This window comes from Erysipelothrix urinaevulpis (assembly GCF_009828835.1).
Taxonomy (GTDB): Bacteria; Bacillota_I; Bacilli_A; order Erysipelotrichales; family Erysipelotrichaceae; genus Erysipelothrix; species Erysipelothrix urinaevulpis.
The window spans coordinates 133,801-152,701 of sequence record NZ_WTTB01000002.1; the positions used below are offsets into that span (position 1 = coordinate 133,801).

The window sequence follows — 18,901 nt, forward strand, 5'->3', positions numbered from 1 at the left end:
TTAAAGCTTGGAGGAAATGATTATGGATTATCAAAAAAGAAAAAAACTGAATGATAGTTTTTTTCATGTCTTATTTACATTGGCGGCAATCATTGCAGCGTCAATGATATTTTTTATCTTTGTGTTCATTATTAAAAGAGGGGTCTCAGTTTTCATGCCATCATACCCTGGTCGATTGAATTTAGGTGAGTTTTTAACCGGCTTAACATGGCGTGCTGACCAAGGGAAATACGGTGTATTTTTTATTGTTGTTAATACATTATTCACGGCATTCTTCGCAATTTTAATCTCGTTCCCTGTCTCAGTTCTTACCGCACTTTTTATTGTTAAAATTGCACCGAAACCAATTCGAAATGTTTTAACAACCGTTATAGAGTTACTGGCTGCAGTTCCTTCGGTTGTCTATGGTGTCTTTGCATCTGGAGTGATTGTTCAAGGTGTTGATAAATTAGCGGCAGCTTTTAATTATTCAACCTTTGGGGGACGCTCTGTGATGGCCGTAAGTATTTTGCTGGCAATTATGATCTTACCAACAATGACCTCATTGAGCATTGTTGCCATTAAATCAGTGAAACAAGATTTGGAACACGCTAGCTTAGCACTCGGTGCTTCTCAAACACAAACAAATTTTAAAGTGGTTTTAACCGCTGCAAAGTCTGGAATTTTTGCAGGATTAATATTAGGTTTAGCCCGTGCATTTGGTGAGGCAACTGCGGTTTCAATGGTCGCTGGGAACCGACCAATCGGACCCTCTTTCCATCCCTTTGATATCACTCGAACCCTAACTTCAACCATGTTGTCGGGGCTCAATGAAACAAGTGGTGTTGATTATGATGTTCGATACTCAGTTGGGATTGTATTGATGATTACCATTTTGATTTCAAATCTAGCAATCCATTTTATTAAAAAGAAAGTGGGGAATGAAGGAAAATGACAAAGGAAAGAAAAATTAAAGACTTTATATATAATGCGATCACTTATATTGCCTCGTCATTTTCAATATTGATTTTGATCGCAATCTTTTCATTTGTTGTGGTGAAAGGAAAAGACAGTTTGAGTTTTGATATGATTCGAAATGATTATTGGTCACAAAATTATTTAGTTAGTTTTGATTCCAAGAGTCCTCATGAATTCCCGGCACCAGACAATATGAGTGAAGGGCATGCTTATTCATCTCAATACGGAATTGAAGTTAAAGACTTCATTAATCATGAAAAACAAAAACAGGTTGTTATTGTTAAGGTTGAAGAAGATTCTATTTTCAATCATTCAGTTAATGCCAGTGCGGGTCCTGATAAAGGAAAAACACAACGTGTTCAAGCAGGGGACCAAATCGAAAAAATGACGTTAGTGAATGACGATGGAAGCAAAAAAAATATCGGTATGATTTATAAATCGAATGCTGAAGATGTCGTCAATGCACTTGAAGAAAGTCAATCGGTTGAAAGTCTCTATTATAAAACGCCAGGAGGTGGTATATGGGGGTCATTAGTCGCAACCCTAATGTTAATCGCCATTTCCTTGCTTATTGCCTTACCGTTAGGAATGTTTGCGGCAATTTATCTTAATGAAATTTCAAACAAAGGTAAAATTGCTCGATTGATTGAATATTCCATTGACTTATTGGCAGGTGTTCCAAGTATTATTTTTGGTTTAATGGGTGTCATTGTTCTTTATCCCATTACATCATTATTTAAAATTGAGGGATTAAGCATTTTGTTAGGAGCCTTAACAATGTCGGTTATTTTGTTACCGGTGATTATTCGTTCCATTCAAGAGTCTTTGAAAGTTGTACCAGATGGTCTTCGCATGGCTTCTTTATCCTTAGGTGCAACAAAAACACAGACAATCTTTAAAATTATCTTACCTTCAGCACTTCCTGGCATTTTATCAGCAGTACTTTTAGCAATATCACGTGTAATTGGTGAATCAGCTGCTTTAATTTATACAATGGGAACCTTTGTAAACGATGCTCCACAAATCGGACAAGGTGCAACAAGTTTAGCGGTTCATATTTGGTCAGTCATGAGTCAAGAACAACCAAATTTTGAATTGGCTTCAGCCATATCCATCATTATTTTAGCGATTGTCTTAGTGCTGAATTTAAGCGTTAAGTTTTTCTCGAATCGATTAGAAAGAAAGTTAGGTCATTAGAAATGAAAACATTTAAAATAGAAGATTTGAATTTATATTACGGTGATAACCACGCATTAAAAGACATAAATTTAGAGATTAAACAGCAAAAAGTGACAGCGCTTATCGGTCCATCTGGTTGTGGGAAATCAACATTTTTACGATGCTTTAATCGAATGAACGATTTAGTAGCAAATTGTAAGATTGAAGGAACAATGACGTTTGAAGGCAGTGATATCTATGCGAAAGATACCGATGTTGTTGATTTGAGAACGAAAGTTGGAATGGTCTTTCAAAATCCCAACCCATTTCCAATGTCCATCTTTGACAATGTTGCTTATGGATTACGTGTGCAAGGGATTAAAGATAAAAAGTTGATTGAAGAAACAGTTGTTGAATCGTTAAAATCAGCAGCATTGTATGAGGAAGTGGCGGATCGTTTACATACATCTGCACTACGCTTATCGGGTGGTCAGCAACAAAGACTGTGTATTGCACGTGCGATTGCCCTTAAACCTAAAGTGATTCTGATGGATGAGCCAACATCGGCCCTTGATCCAATTGCAACAGCAAAGATCGAAGAGTTAATTTTGGAATTAAAGAAAGATTATACAATTATTATTGTCACTCACTCAATGCAACAAGCTGCACGTATTAGTGATATGACAGCGTACTTTCTTTTAGGTGAATTAATTGAGTATTCTGAAACAAAGGTCTTATTCCACACACCTAAAGATAAACGTACTGAAGATTACATTACCGGACGATTCGGATAGGAGGATATCACAATGATGAGAATAGAAAATAGAATGCAATCCTTTGACAAAGAATTACAAGATATGGGCCTTAGAACTCGACACGCCATGGCCAAAGCGATGGAAGCATTCATGAAAGATGACAAAGAATTAGCGTTAGCGGTTGTTGAAGGAGATGACTTCATTAACTATGCTGATGAAAGCATCAATGATCAAGCGATTGAAATATTGACCTTAATGCAGCCCGTTGCAAAAGATTTACGGATGTTGATTGGCGGTATAAAAATTGCAAATGACTTAGAACGGATTGGTGACTATGCAAAAAATATCGGCCGTTTTGTTATTAAATCAAAAACTGTGGATCCGCGATTCAGAGAAGAAATTGTTAATTTAACCAATATATTTCTTAATAATTTTGATGAAGTTTTGGATGTTATGGAGAAAAGAAATGTGAAAGAAGCCTATCGAGTCGCATCATTAGATGATGATCTGGATATGGAGTTTAAAGCATTTACACATTTATTAGCAGATAATGCAGAGAAAAATGATGGATTTCCTTTCGAATTAACGACAATTGCTCGAAATATTGAACGAGCAGGGGACCACTCAAAAAATATCTGTGAACAAATCATTTATATCGTAAAAGGACAACATATTGATTTTGGATAAGAGCAAGACCTTGCTCTTTTTTATTCGTTCAAATATGGGAATTGATATGATATAATGATATCGGATGTGATAAGATGCAAATAAATTTTATAAACGAGATTGAGCCAGCGTTTGAAGCCTATGAAATAGATCTCAAAACTATTTTAGAAAAGACGCTAAGTCACCTCAATCAAAGTATGGAAGTTTCTGTCAATGTTGTCATGGTCGATGATGAAACAATGCAAAACTACAATCGCGATTATCGAGATATTGACAAAACAACAGATGTCCTAAGTTTTGTGGATGGTGAAACAATGGATGGCTTGACCCATCTTGGTGATTTGCTTATTTCAACAGGTGCTGTTGTTCGTCAAGCTGAAGAATATGGTCATTCAATTCGCCGAGAATTTTGTTTTTTAGTGACACATGGTTATCTTCATTTACTAGGGTATGACCATATGACACCAGATGATGAAAAGGAAATGTTTGGACTTCAAAACGAAATCCTTTCTGGCATTGCTGAAAGACTATGATAACGCAAATAATTCAAAAGTTTGCAAATGCTTTTGAAGGCTTAAAAACAGCGTTGAAAAACGACCCTAGTATCATTTTACAATTTATCATTGCATCAATTACAATGATATTTTTTGTTTTTATAAAGATATCGTGGTTAGAATGGCTCTTTGTATTAACTGCAATTTTTATTGTATTGATTACTGAATTTATTAATTCAACCTTAGAAGATATGTGTGACTTGCTTGTTAATCGTTATGATCTACAAGTCAAAGGGATTAAAGATATGGCGGCAGCTGCAGTACTGTTAGCAGCTGTTTATGCACTTATCGTTGCAGGAGTTATAATTTTAAGGAGACTACTATGAAAGAAAAACTATTAGAAAAAGCTTTTGAAGCGATGGGGAATGCCTATGCACCGTATTCAAATTATCATGTTGGATCAGCGTTTTTATTAAATGATGGAACAATCGTGATTGGTGCAAACATTGAAAATGCATCGTTTGGCGCGACAAACTGTGCCGAACGTTCTGCAGTTTACGCAGCCTACTCACAAGGATATCGTCAAAACGATATTCAAGCCGTCGCAATCGTAACGGATGGAAAAATTTTAGCGGGACCTTGCGGAATATGTCGTCAAGTGTTGAGTGAGTTAATTCCAGGCGATTGCCCCATATATCTATCAAATAAAAAAGAAAGCAAAGATACAACAATTAATGAATTGATGCCATTTCAATTTGGAAAGAAGGACTTAGATGAGCTTTAAATCAGGATTTATATCAATTGTTGGCCGACCCAATGCTGGTAAGTCAACCCTTATTAACCAATTAGTAAAACAAAAAGTTGCGATTATTAGTGACAAACCACAAACAACTCGTGATGCAATTATCGCGGTACGGACAACGCCAAATGATCAAATGATTTTTATTGATACACCAGGAATTCATAAACCTAAACATCGTTTAGGTGATCGAATGAATCAAACGTCTTTTTCTCACTTTAAAGGGGTCGATGTCATTTATTATGTCATGGATGGAAGTGAAGAGATTGGTAAAGGTGACGAATTTGTCATCAAACGTTTAGAAAGTACTAAGCTTCCCGTTTTTCTAATAATCAACAAAATCGATAAAATGAGTCAAGATGAGCTCTTGCTGAGAATTGAAACACTAAAAGATCGCGGGTTTAAAGAAATCATTCCAATTTCAGCAAGCGATCATAAAAACCTTGATACCTTGGTTGATGTGACGCTTCAATATTTAGAAGAAGGACCGATGTATTATCCAGAAGATCAAGTCAGTGCTTATCCAGAGCAATTTATCATGGCAGAAATTATTCGAGAAAAAGTGATTCGATTGACTGAAGAGGAAATTCCCCATTCAGTCGCTGTTGCCATTGAAAAAATAGTACGCAAAAAAAATACAACGGTGGTCTCAGCGGTCATTATGGTTGAAAGACCATCACAAAAAGGAATTATCATTGGTAAGCAAGGCCAAATGATTCGAAAAATTGGTCAATACGCTCGCGAGGAACTTGAGACGTTATTACAAATGCCAATATTCTTAGAGACCCATGTTAAAGTTGAAAAAGATTGGCGAAACAAAGCGAAGATGTTGAATCAACTTGGATACATCGAACCTGAAGATGAATAATGAGGTAACTGGTTATGTATTAAGTGTTCAAGAGTATAAAGAACATGATGCAATGATAAAGTTCTTGTCTTATGATTTAGGTCTCTTGAATCTTGTCTTGCCAGGTTATTACAAAGCAAATACGAAACAATCTCGATTAGGTTTGGAATTTTCAAATGTAACGTATACAATGAATTATCGAGAAAATCGCTTGAATCGAATTGTCGGCGGACAGTTAAACGAAGGTTTTTTTAAACAAAGAGATGATTATGATTGGTTGATTGAGGCTTCAATTCTAAGTGAGTTGGTGATTAAACTCTATCACCAGGATAATGCTCATGGTATTTATGATTGGTATGAAGCCATAATCAATGAAAAATATAGAGCGAAAGAACTATGTAAAATGATATACTATTTTTCGAAGGTTCATGGAATAACACCGAATTTATCAGGGTGTAGCATTTGTGATTCAAAAGCAATCAATAGTTTTTCAATCAGAGATGCTGGTTTTCTATGTCAAATTCATAGTCGAGTGAAAGACGACAAAGATGAATTAGCCTTTCTATATAGTTTAGCGCTTGATAAAGATGTAAAAATGTCACAAGAGGTCTATGAAAATGTGTTGAATCGTTTAATTCAGTACATTTCATACTATGCGGATCTAAATATCCATAGTTGGAAATTGAAAACTCGTGTATAATAGAAAGAGTTATGAAAGGTGATTGAATGAAAAAGTTTGAATTTGAGACGATTGTAAGTCATGTTAGAGTAAGTGGTTTTGTTTATCAGGGATCTGAAATTTACGGAGGCCTTGCGAACACATGGGACTTTGGTCCTTTAGGGGTAGAATTAAAAGAAAATGTTAAACGATTATGGTGGGATGCATTTGTTTCACGCAACCCTTATAATGTTGGGATTCAATCAGCAATTTTAATGAATCCAAAGGTGTGGGAAGCAAGTGGGCACCTTGATACATTTAATGATCCATTGATGGATTGTCGTCAATGTAAAACTCGTCATCGCGCAGATAAATTAATTGAAGCGTTTGATGCAAGTGTTAATGCTGGTGCAATGTCAATTGAAGCAATGCAAGATTATATTAAAGAAAAAGAAATCAAGTGTCCAAATTGTGGGTCTGGTGATTTTACGGATATCCGTCAATTCAACTTAATGTTTAAAACATTTCAAGGTGTAATTGAAGATAAAGCTAATGCTGTTTACTTAAGACCAGAAACAGCACAAGGGATGTTTGTGAATTATCGTAATGTCCAACGCTCAATGCGTAAAAAATTACCATTTGGAATTGCACAAATTGGAAAATCATTTAGAAATGAGATTACACCAGGTAATTTTATTTTTAGAACCCGTGAATTTGAACAAATGGAATTAGAGTTCTTTGTTAAGCCGGGTGAAGATTTAAAATGGTACAACTATTGGAAAGAATTTAGTATGGATTTCCTCTATGATTTAGGTTTATCGAAAGAAAATTTAATGTTTAGAGACCATGATGAGGAAGAGTTATCTCACTATTCTGTTGCGACTGCGGATATAGAATATCAATTCCCTTGGGGCTTTGATGAATTATGGGGAATTGCTGATCGAACTGATTTTGATCTAAAACAACATCAAGAGCATTCCAAAGTTAATATGGAGTATCACGATCCTGAAACAAATGAAAAATACATTCCGTATTGTGTTGAACCTTCTTTAGGTGTTGAACGTCTCATGCTCGCACTGATTTGTGAGGCATATGATGAAGAAGAATTAGAAAAAGGTAAACGAATTGTGATGCGATTCTCACCGAAAGTGGCTCCAATTAAGGTTGCTGTTTTACCACTTTCCAAAAAACTTGGCGATACAGCGCATGACATATTGGGCGAATTCATGAAAGAATTCACCAGTGATTATGATGAAACGGGTTCAATAGGTAAACGTTACCGTCGTCAAGATGAAGTCGGAACACCATTTTGTGTTACAGTTGATTTTGATACACTAGAAGATCAACAAGTTACATTAAGATACCGTGATTCAATGGAACAAGTTCGTGTATCTGTAGAAGAAGCAAAAGAAATCATAAGAAAAGAAATTAATGGGTGATTAGATGAAAAGGATTCCTGAATCCTTAATTCAAGATATTAGAAATAAGACTGACATTGTTGATTTTATTTCTCGTTATCTTCCTTTAAATCGAAAGGGCAAAAATTATTGGGGTGTTTGCCCTTTTCATGATGACAATGACCCTTCAATGTCTGTCTCACAAGATAAGCAAATCTATAAGTGTTTTGTTTGTAACCATGGTGGCAATGTTTTTCAATTTGTTCAAGACTATGAAAAAATTAATTTTATTGATGCTGTGATTAAAGTAGGGGAATCAATCAACCTTGATTTGTCGGAATATCAAGGAAGCACACCTGAAGTCGACCCTAAACTTGCACAATACTACACGATTATGGAAGAAGCACAAAGTTTTTTACAATATCAATTAAGAAGTGAGCAAGGCAAAGAAGCTCTTAATCTTCTTTATGAGCGGGGTTATAATGATGACATTCTTGAACATTTTGGTGTTGGTGTCGCTTTAACATCGGTTTCATTAAGTAAGTTTTTACTTGCGAAATCATATACTAGCGATGATCTTGTTGATGTGAACTTAAGTCGATGGATGGATGAAGATTTAAGAGATGTATTTTTTGATCGTTTGATGTTTCCAATTCACAATAAGCATGGAAAAATTGTCGCTTATTCTGGACGAGCGATTGCTCGTGAATCAACGATAAAATACATTAATACAAGCAATACACCCATTTATGTCAAGGGTGAGGTTGTTTACAATAGTCACCGTGCTAAAAATCCTGCTCGCCATCAACAATCAATTATTGTTTGTGAAGGGGTAACGGATGTATTTGCTTTCACAATCGCTGGACATGATAATGTTGTTTCGTTGCTTGGTGTCGCTGGCACAGACCAACAGATTCAAGAGGTCTCTCAACTGAATAAATCGGTTATTTTAGCCTTTGATGGTGATGGAGCGGGTCAAGCGGCGACATTTGCGATTGGTAAGAAATTCAAAAGAATGCACTGTGAAGTGCATATATGGTATAATGACAGTGGATTGGATCCTGATGATTTACTTAGAGAACATGGTCAATCTGCGATAAGTGATGGTCTTGAAAATAAGATTGCTTGGCTAGATTATGTTATGTACTACGCCATTGGGACCTATGGTTTAAATTCTTTTGAAAATAAAAAGAAAGTCGCTGAATTTGTTTTAGAAGAATTAAAACATGAAGATCACTTAGCTCAAGATTATTATATGAATCTCATCGCAGATAAAACCAATTTAGATGTTAGCATTTTATCAGGTATGCTCCATAACAAGCAACAAAAACAAGAACGAAAAATTAGCGTTGTTCAAACGCATAAACAACGTCGAATCAGTGCGACAATTCCTGAACAGACGTTGTTGAAACAGATGCTCGGATCTAAGGAAGCGGCCTATCGATATCGCGATGCCTTGGGTTTCTTTATTGATGATTCAGCTCAAAATCTAGGGCTACTGATTCTTGATGCATATCGTATAGAAAGCCAAATTCAGGCTGCAGATTTATTATCCAAATCAATGGATGAAGAAGTTAGAGATCTACTCTTTCATATTGAAGCCAGTACAATACCGAGTGATTTTGATCAAAAAGTTTTTGATGAAAACATTAGAATAATAAAACGTAGGCTCGATAATATGGGAATGGATCAATTAAAACAAGATTCTATCAACCAGTTTGATATTGGTAATAAAGCTGAAATACTTGTAAAAGCAATCCTAAAGAAAAGAGAAGGAGAGAATAAATGACACGTAAAAAAGTCCTTACTTTGGATGAAGTAAAAGAAAATTTCTTAAAAGAATTTAATGATAAGCAGTATTTAACAAATGAGGAGATTGAAAAAGGGATTAAACATCTTCGTTTATCCGATGATGACTCAGAAGCTTTATTTGAGTGGTTTAGCGATAATGACATTATTATAAGTGATGATGGGGTGATTGATGAGGAACCTGTAGACGATGTCGAAGACGTCGGTGATGAATTCTTAGTTGAAGATGGAGAAATTCCATTTGATGATTCAGAGAACAAGGTTGATTTATCTTCTTATGAAAATGAATTAACAAGTGCTCATCTCGTTAGAATTAATGATCCTGTGAAAATGTATTTGAAAGAAATTGGTCGTGTTAATCTACTAGATGCAAAAGATGAACCAGAAATTGCTCGTCGTTATCAAGAAGGGGAACAAGCTAAGGAATTAGTTTATAATCTCTATAAAGAACATGTCTTGGAAGATATGACCGAGGAAGAGTTCGCTGAACGAGAAATTGAAGATATATTTGGTGAATTAACAGATTTATTCCAAGATGATGAGAATAACTTTAATTATTTACAAAACTGTATCACAACTTATTATGATGGTGCTGAAGCTCGTAGGATTTTGATTTCAGCAAACCTTCGATTAGTTGTATCCATTGCAAAAAAATATGTTGGTCGTGGGATGTTATTCTTGGATTTAATTCAAGAAGGAAATATGGGATTAGTAAAAGCTGTCGAGAAATTTGATTATACAAAAGGATTTAAATTTTCAACCTATGCAACTTGGTGGATTCGTCAAGCAATTACACGCGCAATTGCTGACCAAGCCCGTACAATTCGTATTCCAGTGCACATGGTTGAGACGATTAATAAGTTAACCCGTATCCAACGTTCATTAGTTCAAACCTTAGGGCGTGAACCAACACCTGAAGAAATTGCAGCTGAAATGGAAAATATGACACCTGAAAAAGTACTTGAAATTCAAAAAATCGCATTGGATCCAGTGTCATTAGAAACGCCGATTGGTGAAGAAGATGATTCACACCTTGGTGATTTCATTGAAGATAAAGAAGCTTTATCACCGAGTGATTTCGCAAATAATGAACTTTTAAAACAAGAAATCGATATGGTTCTTGAGGGTCTAACTGAACGCGAAGAAAAAGTCTTGCGTTTACGTTTTGGACTTGAAGATGGCCGCACTAGAACGTTAGAAGAAGTTGGACGTGAGTTTGATGTTACGCGTGAGCGTATCCGTCAGATCGAAGCGAAAGCCCTTCGCAAATTAAAACATCCAACACGTTCAAAACGTTTACGTGATTTTATGGACAAACAATGATAAAGATTTCAAATAGACTGCAAGCCATCGGAGCACTCGTACCCGATGGCTCTGTTTTGGTTGATATTGGGACTGATCATGGGTTGTTGATGCTGCATCTATTAGAAGAAGAAAAAATACAGTTTGCATATGGTTTGGATATTGCCAAAGAACCATTAGAATCTGCAGCACAAAATTTGAAGGCCTATCCAATGTACAGTGATAAAGTTCATTTAATCTTGAGTGATGGTTTAAAATCGTTTGATAATGATGCTAATTGCTTTGTTATGGCAGGCATGGGTGGCGAAACGATTCGAGATATTATTCAGGCGTATGACTTCAAAGCGAATGATACTTTGATTATACAAGCCAATTCAAAATTATTTCTATTGAGAAAGTTTTTGAATCGTCATAATTTCGACATCATAGACGAAGTGTTTATCGAAGATAATGGTAAGTACTATACATTTATCAAAGCAATCAAAGATAATTGTGGCGGATTATCTGAGGAGAGTTTGGTATTAGGACCCGTTTTGACTGAAAAAAAAGAGCCGCTTTATCTCGACTATCTTAATCAAAGGCAAAAACATCTCCAAACTATCACACAATTTAATAAAGAAGTCAAACACGAATATGATATAATAAAAAAGTACTTAAAGAGGTGTAATTATGAATGAATTTAATCAACAATTTAGAAAAACAATGAATTTTGTTAAGTTAACAAAAGTTCAAGAAGAAGTTTTGGAGAAAGTAACACTGAAACGAGACATGGTGGTACGATCAGATACTGGAACAGGAAAGACCCATGCTTTCCTTTTTGCAATTGGAGAGCGTATTGACCTCGAATTGAAGCAAACTCAAGCTATCATTCTTGCGCCAACACGTGAGTTAGCAATGCAGATTTATGATTTTGCAAAAGATATGCAGAAAGTTGACGATGCGCTAACCATTGATCTAGCGATAGGTGGGATGGATAACAATCGTCTTCAAACAAAATTAGAAAAACAACCCCATATTATCATTAGTACGCCTGGTAAATTCTTAGATATATTATCAATGAAACTGATCCGCTTGGATTATGTTCAATTGTTAATTTTAGATGAGATGGATATGATGCTCGATTATGGGTTCATTGAAGATGTTAATAGCATCGCAAATCATTTTAAAAATGATACCAATCTGTACCTTTTTTCAGCAACTCTACCTCATGGTTTACGAAGTTTCATTAAACGTTATTTACGAAATCATCTTGAAATTACGGTGGAAAAAGATGAAATGATGAAGCCTCAGATCGACCATATTTTAATTAATCATCGCCACCGTGACATTCACGAAGAATTGTTGAATTTGATAACAAGTATTAATCCATTATTAGGAATTATATTTGTTAATACCAAAGATCAAGCGCAAGAAATCGCTCGTTTCCTTCAAGAATACGGCATTAATTGTGTTGAAATTCATGGTGGACTTCAAGACCGTCGTCGTAAACAAGTGTTGCGTGAAATCAAGAACTCTAAAGTTGAATTCATTGTAGCATCTGATTTAGCGGCGAGAGGGATCGATTTACCTGAAATTTCTCATGTCATAAACATAGGGTTGCCAAGTCATGATTTGTCGTTTTATACACACCGTTCAGGTCGTACAGGGCGTTCTGGAAGGCAAGGTTATGCGATAAGTCTAGTTTCTGACAAAGATGAGTCAGCAATTCGTCGTTTGATGAAGGAAGGGATTCACTTTGAATATAAACGCGTTACTGAGGATGGGCTTGTTGATGCACGACCATTTATCCACACAAGAACTCGTCAAAAATCCGTTGATCCTGAAGTTGTGAAAATTTTAAATAGAAAAAACAAAAAAGTAAAACCAGGCTATAAAAAGAAACGACAACAAGAAATTCAAAGAATTCAAAGTCAAAATCGACGCGCAAAAATTAGAGAAGATATCCGTAAACAGAAAAAAGAGAGAGCCAAACAAAAACAACGCGAATTTGATGTATAAGGAGTATGGGCATGAAGAATTTATTCAAAAAAACTGATGTCACCAACTACGACGGAAGCAGTGAACATTTAAAAAAAGAACAGAGTCTTAAGAAAACAATTGATATTCGACTCAAGATTTTTATGATGGTTCTCGTTGGTTTGGCCAGTGTTCTGGTCTATCGACTTTATCAAATTCAAATTGTCGATGCCGATCATTACATTGATTTGTTGGAAAAATCTCACATCCCAAGTATTGGTATGGCGACGATGCGAGGCGAGTTTTTTGACCGTAACGGTGAGGTCCTCGTTTCAAATAAACCTATTAATTCTATTACATACTATCCTCCTAGCGGTGTTGATGCTGAAGAACGTTGGAAAGTTGCTCAAAACATTGTTAAAAGTTTCAAAGTTGAGGACGATTTAACAGAAGGGGATTTAAAAAATCTTTGGCTTTATTTGAATGAAAACGGAAAATCATTAATTACGGATAAAGAAGTTGAAGAGTATAAAGATAACAAACTCTCAGAAAAAGACATTGATTATTTGAAACAATCACGAATAACCAAAGAAATGATGGATTCTTTGTCAGAGAATGATCGAAAAACCTTTAAAATATTCTATGCAATGGGAACATCAACAGCATCTCAGTCAGCGATTGTTTTGGAAGAAGCAACAGAGAAAGATATTGCATATTTATCTGAAAACAAAGATTTATTTCCAGGCTTCTCTTTTATTACCAACTGGGAGCGCGAACACAATAAGAAAATCGGTCTTTCTTCACTGATTGGAAACGTCAGTGATATTTCATCTGAAAAACTAGATTACTATTTAGCAGACGGATATCAACTAAACGATAAAGTTGGAAGTTATGGTTTGGAATACCAATATGAAGACTTATTATCAGGTGTGAAGAGTCATTACTCAATCGACGGTAGTGATCGTCAATTAAATATGATCAAAGAAGGCCGTAAAGGGTATGATTTAAACATGAGTCTTGATTTTAAGCTACAACAAGACATTGAAAAAGTACTCCAGGAAACAATGGAGTCGGTTAAAAACGACCCACGTAGAAAGCCGTTTAAAGAGATGCAGATGGTTGTAAGTGATCCAAGGACAGGAGATGTCTTAGGGTTAGCGGCAATGAAACGTGATGATAAAGGGAAATACTATAATGATCCCCAAACACTCATGCTTGATGGTTTTCCATTAGGATCTACCATCAAAGGCGCTACAGTTTATATGGGGCTTGATCAAGGGGTTATGAAACAAGGCGAAATCATTAATGATACACCTATGTATATCGCCGGAACACCACCCCGACACTCTTTTATGAACTTAGGTCCTGTTGATGACATAAAATCATTACAATTATCAAGTAATATTTATATGTTTGAGGTTGCAATGCGTCTAGGAGGCTATCGTTATGTCCCCAATGCGCCATTGAGAATTGAAAATCCTGATGATACTTATCAACTCATGAGAAATTACTATAGTCAATTTGGATTGGGTGTTAAAACACAAATTGACTATCCTAGAGAAGAACTTGCTTTTAAAGGTTCGACTGAACAAGCGGGATCACTTTTAGATTTTTCAATTGGCCAATTTGATAACTACAATGCAATGCAATTAAACCAATATATCGCAACCCTTGCGAATGGTGGATATCGTTTAAAACCAAGGCTTGTTCGTGAAGCTGTATCACGCGATAACCAGTCGGTTGTTTATGAAAATCAAGTTGAGATTTTGAATACCTTAGAAAATGAAGAAGCGACACAAAGAGTACGAGAAGGAATGAGACGTTGTGTTATCACAGGAAACTGTGGACCTATTATGTCTGCATCTTATACCTCTGGTGCAAAAACAGGAACGGCACAAGATTACCTTGCTGAGTATAATGGCGTTGTCCGTCATAATACATTTGTCGCTTTTGCACCATTTGATAATCCTGAGATTGCTGTAAGTTGTATTGCGCCCTATACTTATCTTGAAAGTGGAGGTGGAGCACTGACGAACCTTTGCTCTGTAGCAACGAAGAAAGTTATGGATAACTATATGAATTCTAGATAATCTGTGTTATAATGTTTAAGCAAATTAGAAAATGAACAAATGGAGGTAAGACATGAGAGCACAAGCTATTTTAAAATGTACAGAATGTGGAATGGAAAACTACCACACAAGTCGTAATAAATCAATTCATCAAGAACGTATGGAAGTTACAAAATACTGTCCAAAAGATCGTAAACATACGCTTCATAAAGAAAAAAAATAAGCCCATGGCTTATTTTTAATATCTAAACTATGAAAATAGAAACCTTAAGTATGGGCTATGCGGGCAGTAATACTTATTTGCTTAGTATTCAAGAGAAGATGATTGTCATTGATCCTTGCCTTGATCCTGGCAATAATAGTGATACTTTACTCAAAGCGATTGGGAATAAAAACGTTTTAGCCGTATTACTAACCCATGCACATTTTGATCACATTTCGGCAGTAGATGTGATTTGTGAAACATATAATTGTGATGTTTATTTAAACGAACATGAACACGATTTTCTTGCAAACCCTGAACTAAATCTTTCAACCATGACGCCTGATCGTGTTGCATTAGAAACGAAGGCTAAGAAAATGGTAGTTGGAAACCATTCAATTGGACCATTTAACTTTGAAGCAATGATGACAACTGGTCATACAGCCCATTCAATGTCTTACAGATTTGATAAAAAGATTTTTGATGGTGACTTTATTTTTGCAGGTTCAATTGGCCGATGTGATTTACCAAGTGGGGACATGAACACAATGATTGCTTCCGTTAAAAAATTCGATGAAAAATATAAAGATAAATCGATTATTTTATATCCTGGACATGGACCCAAGACAGAGTATGGTTTTGAGCGTTTAAATAATCCTTATGTCAAACAATTTATCAAGTAAAGATCACCGTGTGTGGTCTTTTTTTTAGGAATTTAGAAGAAGTGACCATACTTTAAATCATGAAACATACACATATTCAATTTAATGAATTACTAAATCATATGATTAAGCAAAAAATTAGTGATTGTCATTTTAATTTTTCTAAATCAAAGCAAACCGTAACACTTCGTCGACACAAGAAACGTATAGAAGGGGATACAAATGAGTGGGGTTTGAAAGTATTTGACTTTTTAAAATTCAAAAGTAAGCTTGATTTAAACATTAATGAAAAACCACAAACAGGCGTCTTTGAATACTATCATGACAATCATGTATATTTTTGTCGTTTTGCATTGCTAGAAAGCTATTATCGAAAATCAGCTGTACTAAGGATTTTGAATCTAAAACACTTCGATTCTTTTGAGAGTTTAACAAAAGGGCAGTTAACGATGCAAACACTTCAGAAAATTCAACACGGTATTATTTTATTTTGTGGTATTACTGGCAGTGGTAAATCGACAACTCAATTCTATTTTTTAAAATCCCTAAAAGAGAAACAGTGTTATATCATTGAAAACCCAATTGAAATAGTCGATGAACAACTTACTCAAATTGACCTACAAACACAAAGTTTGAGTATTGACGAAATTGTCAGCCAATTACTAAGGCATGATCCTGATGTGATTAGTTTGGGTGAAGTTCGTTCAAGTCATGAATTAGGTTCACTCATCCGAGCTGGATTATCAGGTCACATGGTAACAACGACACTTCATAGCGGATCAATTGAGCAGACAATTGCGCGTTTACTCGATTTAGGAGCAAAGCCCTATGAAATAGAACATGTACTCCAAGCCATTGTATTTCAAACACTTACAATAAATCAAAAAGGGGAGGTTATTGTTGACTTTAAAGTCTATCGTCAAAAAGAAATTAAACAAAAACTACAATCAAAAGGTTTTATCTAGAGTTTGCCTTTATGTTAATACCGGCTATCCTTTTAGACATATTTGCAATCGATTGAAATTAAATGTTGAGAATTTAACAGATTATCTCTTGAGCATCAATCAACAAAGTGAAGATTTACTCAAGGTTCTTGATGCTTTAACGCTTTTACACTTTTATCAGTGGAAGCAATCATTTCATGAAAAGCTTCAAAAAGAATATTTACTTAAGGGGCTTTATCCCAGTCTTTTGCTGTTTGCATATTTGCTTTTAATTTTAGTTTATAAGCTAAGTTTTTTTCCAAAAGTCCTCGATATATTAGGACAAGACATTAATGGTTCTTTCATGGTCACAAGACTCAACTGTCGAGCGAACCTTCACATACTTAATTTAGTGTTCATCACGGTGATATTAGGCTGTCTTATTTATATTTCAAAGGCAAAGGATTTAAGGGTTATGCTCTACATACGCTTTCATAAGACTAAGCTATATCAATCGGTTAAGAGCTATTGGTCATTTACCTTCACGCTCTATTATTTAAGTCTTTATCGCAGCGGTTTAGACAGTACAACCATATATCAAGTCTTATCAATGATGGCAATTCCGCTTCCTGCACAGTGGTTAAATTCACAGTTAGAACATTCTTATTTGAAAGGAAAACCATGGGATATTGAGTATCTTGATGATTTTCTTCGTTATACCATTGAACAATCAAATACTAAAAAAGAACTCATACAAAATTTAGAAAAATACTTAGATACAACCATCGTTGTTTTAAATAAAAAATTCAGCCGATGCATTCTATTCTTGAAAGGAGTTATAATATTTTGGATTATCGCACTCATAAGCATATATTATCAAAGCATTTATTTACCCCTGCAAATATTACAGACTTTGTAGGTGAAGCTTTTACCATGATGGAAATGATTTTAGTCATGTCTGTTATCGTTGTTTTATTTCTTTTAACTATCCCAAACATCCAATCAACCATGACCGTTGTGAATGATAAAGGATGCAACGCACAAAAAAAGGTTGTTGATGCAGCGATTTTACAATACAAATTGAAATACGATGAGATTCCAAGTTCAGTTCAACAATTAATTGAAGCAGGATTTATACGAGAACGACAAGCAAAATGTCACGATGGAAAAGGGATCAGTGTTGTGAATGGTCAAGCACAATGATGGCTATACTCTTTTAGAGATGATAATAGTGTTAAGCATTGTGTCTATATTGAGCACGGTGATGCTAATTTACCCAATCGATTTAAACCCATTCCATGAATCTCAGATTTTATATCAACAATCACTTGCCATGCGCCATCAAATAACGAAAAGAATTAACGAACGCATATCCTTTAATCATAACGGTAACATAAACCACGCGTGTACCCAGGATTTCAATCATAAAACATTAAAATTTCAATTAGGGTTTGGACGTTTTTATGAATAAAGGTTATGGACTTATTGGAGTTTTGATTTCATTGTTGATTCTATTTATCTGTGTTGAACTTATCCATGGATTGGCCTTATTATCAAAATGAAAAAATCAGGATTCACTTTAATCGAAGTTCTTTTAACGTGTTTATTGTTGCCGCTTATATTTGTGTTGATAAGTGCGATTCTGGGTTTTATGGTTAACTACCAATTTCCTAAATTATCTCAAAACGACCTTTTTAAAGTACAGTTGTACCAATTGTTATCACGCGCAAAGATTACCGACTGTTCAGAACGTCTACTTTATACATACGATAAGAAAGAGTATGAAATCAAAGAAGATCGAGATCGAATCATTAAGACTCCTGGCTATGAAATATTAATGTTTGATGTTAATGATGTTTATTTTGAAGATGGCAATGGTTATTGTTCAATTTTTTATCATTACAACGGTATTGAAGAGGTGGTTGATATTGAAACAGAATAATGGTTCTATAACACTTTTTTCCCTTAGTTTTTTAATTTTCTTTTTTCTTTGGTTTACTTTCGTACTAGAAACGCATCACAATATCTACAAGACTCACCAGAACATTGAAAAGATACACCATCGTCTTGAAACTGAAAATGCAATCTTTAATATGGTGAGAAGTGGTATAAAAAAAGGATTGTATTACAAACGTGCCCATTTCGAGGTTCATGAAAACCATTTAAAAATTATTCATGAAGGCAATTCACTTAGTATCCGTGAATATGATATAATAGAAGACGGAAGTTTTAAAATGGAGGAATGAT

General features: G+C 35.1%; 23 protein-coding genes. All 23 read left to right on the forward strand.

The window, feature by feature from the left end:
* Positions 1-22: 22 nt before the first annotated feature.
* The 23 genes from pstC to GVV10_RS02780 all read left to right on the forward strand — a co-directional run bounded on the left by pstC (position 23) and on the right by GVV10_RS02780 (position 18,900).
* Positions 23-934 carry a phosphate ABC transporter permease subunit PstC gene (gene pstC / locus GVV10_RS02670; RefSeq protein ID WP_236261852.1) on the forward strand — a complete coding sequence of 304 codons (912 nt, stop codon included), beginning with the start codon at positions 23-25 and terminating at the stop codon, positions 932-934.
* Positions 931-2,154 (forward strand): phosphate ABC transporter permease PstA, encoded by a 1,224-nt coding sequence (gene pstA, locus GVV10_RS02675; RefSeq protein ID WP_159519334.1) that lies wholly within the window; start codon positions 931-933, stop codon positions 2,152-2,154. The genes pstC and pstA overlap by 4 nt, the downstream gene beginning before the upstream one ends.
* Before the next feature lie 2 nt (positions 2,155-2,156).
* The gene (gene pstB, locus GVV10_RS02680; RefSeq protein ID WP_159519336.1) at positions 2,157-2,909 is read left to right on the forward strand and encodes a phosphate ABC transporter ATP-binding protein PstB; all 753 of its coding nucleotides are present in this window, start codon (positions 2,157-2,159) and stop codon (positions 2,907-2,909) included.
* A gap of 12 nt (positions 2,910-2,921) precedes the next feature.
* On the forward strand, positions 2,922-3,557 hold the full coding sequence (gene phoU / locus GVV10_RS02685) for a phosphate signaling complex protein PhoU (RefSeq protein WP_236261853.1): 636 nt from the start codon (positions 2,922-2,924) through the stop codon (positions 3,555-3,557).
* A 74-nt stretch (positions 3,558-3,631) separates the two neighbouring features.
* Positions 3,632-4,069: an rRNA maturation RNase YbeY gene (gene ybeY, locus GVV10_RS02690; protein WP_159519338.1), complete on the forward strand. Its 438-nt coding sequence runs from the start codon at positions 3,632-3,634 to the stop codon at positions 4,067-4,069.
* A complete protein-coding gene (locus GVV10_RS02695; RefSeq protein ID WP_159519340.1) occupies positions 4,066-4,416 on the forward strand; it encodes a diacylglycerol kinase in 351 nt (116 codons plus the stop codon). Before ybeY ends, GVV10_RS02695 begins: the two co-directional genes overlap by 4 nt.
* Positions 4,413-4,814 (forward strand): cytidine deaminase, encoded by a 402-nt coding sequence (gene cdd / locus GVV10_RS02700; protein ID WP_159519342.1) that lies wholly within the window; start codon positions 4,413-4,415, stop codon positions 4,812-4,814. The genes GVV10_RS02695 and cdd overlap by 4 nt, the downstream gene beginning before the upstream one ends.
* Complete coding sequence (era, locus tag GVV10_RS02705) at positions 4,804-5,697, forward strand: GTPase Era (RefSeq protein WP_159519344.1); 894 nt, start codon at positions 4,804-4,806, stop codon at positions 5,695-5,697. Before cdd ends, era begins: the two co-directional genes overlap by 11 nt.
* Positions 5,690-6,376 (forward strand): DNA repair protein RecO, encoded by a 687-nt coding sequence (gene recO, locus GVV10_RS02710; protein ID WP_159519346.1) that lies wholly within the window; start codon positions 5,690-5,692, stop codon positions 6,374-6,376. Before era ends, recO begins: the two co-directional genes overlap by 8 nt.
* Positions 6,377-6,402: 26 nt before the next feature.
* Positions 6,403-7,773 (forward strand): glycine--tRNA ligase, encoded by a 1,371-nt coding sequence (locus tag GVV10_RS02715; RefSeq protein WP_159519348.1) that lies wholly within the window; start codon positions 6,403-6,405, stop codon positions 7,771-7,773.
* Positions 7,774-7,777: 4 nt separating this feature from the next.
* Complete coding sequence (gene dnaG / locus GVV10_RS02720; RefSeq protein ID WP_159519350.1) at positions 7,778-9,520, forward strand: DNA primase; 1,743 nt, start codon at positions 7,778-7,780, stop codon at positions 9,518-9,520.
* On the forward strand, positions 9,517-10,863 hold the full coding sequence (rpoD, locus tag GVV10_RS02725) for an RNA polymerase sigma factor RpoD (RefSeq protein ID WP_159519352.1): 1,347 nt from the start codon (positions 9,517-9,519) through the stop codon (positions 10,861-10,863). Before dnaG ends, rpoD begins: the two co-directional genes overlap by 4 nt.
* Positions 10,860-11,519, forward strand: coding sequence for a tRNA (adenine(22)-N(1))-methyltransferase (locus GVV10_RS02730; protein ID WP_159519354.1), 660 nt, complete (start codon positions 10,860-10,862; stop codon positions 11,517-11,519). Before rpoD ends, GVV10_RS02730 begins: the two co-directional genes overlap by 4 nt.
* Positions 11,512-12,840 (forward strand): DEAD/DEAH box helicase, encoded by a 1,329-nt coding sequence (locus GVV10_RS02735; RefSeq protein WP_236261854.1) that lies wholly within the window; start codon positions 11,512-11,514, stop codon positions 12,838-12,840. The genes GVV10_RS02730 and GVV10_RS02735 overlap by 8 nt, the downstream gene beginning before the upstream one ends.
* An 11-nt stretch (positions 12,841-12,851) precedes the next feature.
* The gene (locus GVV10_RS02740) at positions 12,852-14,888 is read left to right on the forward strand and encodes a peptidoglycan D,D-transpeptidase FtsI family protein (RefSeq protein ID WP_236261855.1); all 2,037 of its coding nucleotides are present in this window, start codon (positions 12,852-12,854) and stop codon (positions 14,886-14,888) included.
* Positions 14,889-14,940: 52 nt separating this feature from the next.
* On the forward strand, positions 14,941-15,090 hold the full coding sequence (gene rpmG, locus GVV10_RS02745) for a 50S ribosomal protein L33 (RefSeq protein WP_159519358.1): 150 nt from the start codon (positions 14,941-14,943) through the stop codon (positions 15,088-15,090).
* A 29-nt stretch (positions 15,091-15,119) separates the two neighbouring features.
* Entirely contained in the window at positions 15,120-15,752 is a 633-nt protein-coding gene (locus GVV10_RS02750) for an MBL fold metallo-hydrolase (protein WP_159519360.1), read from the forward strand.
* Positions 15,753-15,811: 59 nt separating this feature from the next.
* On the forward strand, positions 15,812-16,696 hold the full coding sequence (locus GVV10_RS02755) for an ATPase, T2SS/T4P/T4SS family (protein ID WP_159519362.1): 885 nt from the start codon (positions 15,812-15,814) through the stop codon (positions 16,694-16,696).
* Between the two features lie 52 nt (positions 16,697-16,748).
* Complete coding sequence (locus tag GVV10_RS02760; protein WP_159519364.1) at positions 16,749-17,573, forward strand: hypothetical protein; 825 nt, start codon at positions 16,749-16,751, stop codon at positions 17,571-17,573.
* Positions 17,574-17,587: 14 nt separating this feature from the next.
* Complete coding sequence (locus GVV10_RS02765; RefSeq protein WP_159519366.1) at positions 17,588-17,857, forward strand: competence type IV pilus major pilin ComGC; 270 nt, start codon at positions 17,588-17,590, stop codon at positions 17,855-17,857.
* Entirely contained in the window at positions 17,841-18,125 is a 285-nt protein-coding gene (locus tag GVV10_RS09595; RefSeq protein ID WP_407925651.1) for a prepilin-type N-terminal cleavage/methylation domain-containing protein, read from the forward strand. The genes GVV10_RS02765 and GVV10_RS09595 overlap by 17 nt, the downstream gene beginning before the upstream one ends.
* An 87-nt stretch (positions 18,126-18,212) precedes the next feature.
* A complete protein-coding gene (locus GVV10_RS02775; RefSeq protein WP_159519370.1) occupies positions 18,213-18,596 on the forward strand; it encodes a hypothetical protein in 384 nt (127 codons plus the stop codon).
* The gene (locus GVV10_RS02780) at positions 18,583-18,900 is read left to right on the forward strand and encodes a hypothetical protein (protein WP_159519372.1); all 318 of its coding nucleotides are present in this window, start codon (positions 18,583-18,585) and stop codon (positions 18,898-18,900) included. The genes GVV10_RS02775 and GVV10_RS02780 overlap by 14 nt, the downstream gene beginning before the upstream one ends.
* The last annotated feature ends 1 nt before the right edge of the window (position 18,901 follow it).

Bases quoted from the DNA above. Each gene is read 5' to 3' on its own strand.
- pstA (WP_159519334.1), top strand. From the start codon at position 931: ATGACAAAGGAAAGAAAAATTAAAGACTTTATATATAATGCGATCACT.
- GVV10_RS02765 (WP_159519366.1), top strand. From the start codon at position 17,588: ATGATGGAAATGATTTTAGTCATGTCTGTTATCGTTGTTTTATTTCTT.
- pstB (WP_159519336.1), top strand. From the start codon at position 2,157: ATGAAAACATTTAAAATAGAAGATTTGAATTTATATTACGGTGATAAC.
- GVV10_RS02695 (WP_159519340.1), top strand. From the start codon at position 4,066: ATGATAACGCAAATAATTCAAAAGTTTGCAAATGCTTTTGAAGGCTTA.
- pstC (WP_236261852.1), top strand. From the start codon at position 23: ATGGATTATCAAAAAAGAAAAAAACTGAATGATAGTTTTTTTCATGTC.
- dnaG (WP_159519350.1), top strand. From the start codon at position 7,778: ATGAAAAGGATTCCTGAATCCTTAATTCAAGATATTAGAAATAAGACT.
- era (WP_159519344.1), top strand. From the start codon at position 4,804: ATGAGCTTTAAATCAGGATTTATATCAATTGTTGGCCGACCCAATGCT.
- GVV10_RS02730 (WP_159519354.1), top strand. From the start codon at position 10,860: ATGATAAAGATTTCAAATAGACTGCAAGCCATCGGAGCACTCGTACCC.
- GVV10_RS09595 (WP_407925651.1), top strand. From the start codon at position 17,841: ATGGTCAAGCACAATGATGGCTATACTCTTTTAGAGATGATAATAGTG.
- GVV10_RS02715 (WP_159519348.1), top strand. From the start codon at position 6,403: ATGAAAAAGTTTGAATTTGAGACGATTGTAAGTCATGTTAGAGTAAGT.
- ybeY (WP_159519338.1), top strand. From the start codon at position 3,632: ATGCAAATAAATTTTATAAACGAGATTGAGCCAGCGTTTGAAGCCTAT.
- GVV10_RS02775 (WP_159519370.1), top strand. From the start codon at position 18,213: ATGAAAAAATCAGGATTCACTTTAATCGAAGTTCTTTTAACGTGTTTA.
- GVV10_RS02750 (WP_159519360.1), top strand. From the start codon at position 15,120: ATGAAAATAGAAACCTTAAGTATGGGCTATGCGGGCAGTAATACTTAT.
- rpmG (WP_159519358.1), top strand. From the start codon at position 14,941: ATGAGAGCACAAGCTATTTTAAAATGTACAGAATGTGGAATGGAAAAC.
- cdd (WP_159519342.1), top strand. From the start codon at position 4,413: ATGAAAGAAAAACTATTAGAAAAAGCTTTTGAAGCGATGGGGAATGCC.
- GVV10_RS02755 (WP_159519362.1), top strand. From the start codon at position 15,812: ATGAAACATACACATATTCAATTTAATGAATTACTAAATCATATGATT.
- recO (WP_159519346.1), top strand. From the start codon at position 5,690: ATGAATAATGAGGTAACTGGTTATGTATTAAGTGTTCAAGAGTATAAA.
- GVV10_RS02735 (WP_236261854.1), top strand. From the start codon at position 11,512: ATGAATGAATTTAATCAACAATTTAGAAAAACAATGAATTTTGTTAAG.
- rpoD (WP_159519352.1), top strand. From the start codon at position 9,517: ATGACACGTAAAAAAGTCCTTACTTTGGATGAAGTAAAAGAAAATTTC.
- GVV10_RS02740 (WP_236261855.1), top strand. From the start codon at position 12,852: ATGAAGAATTTATTCAAAAAAACTGATGTCACCAACTACGACGGAAGC.
- phoU (WP_236261853.1), top strand. From the start codon at position 2,922: ATGATGAGAATAGAAAATAGAATGCAATCCTTTGACAAAGAATTACAA.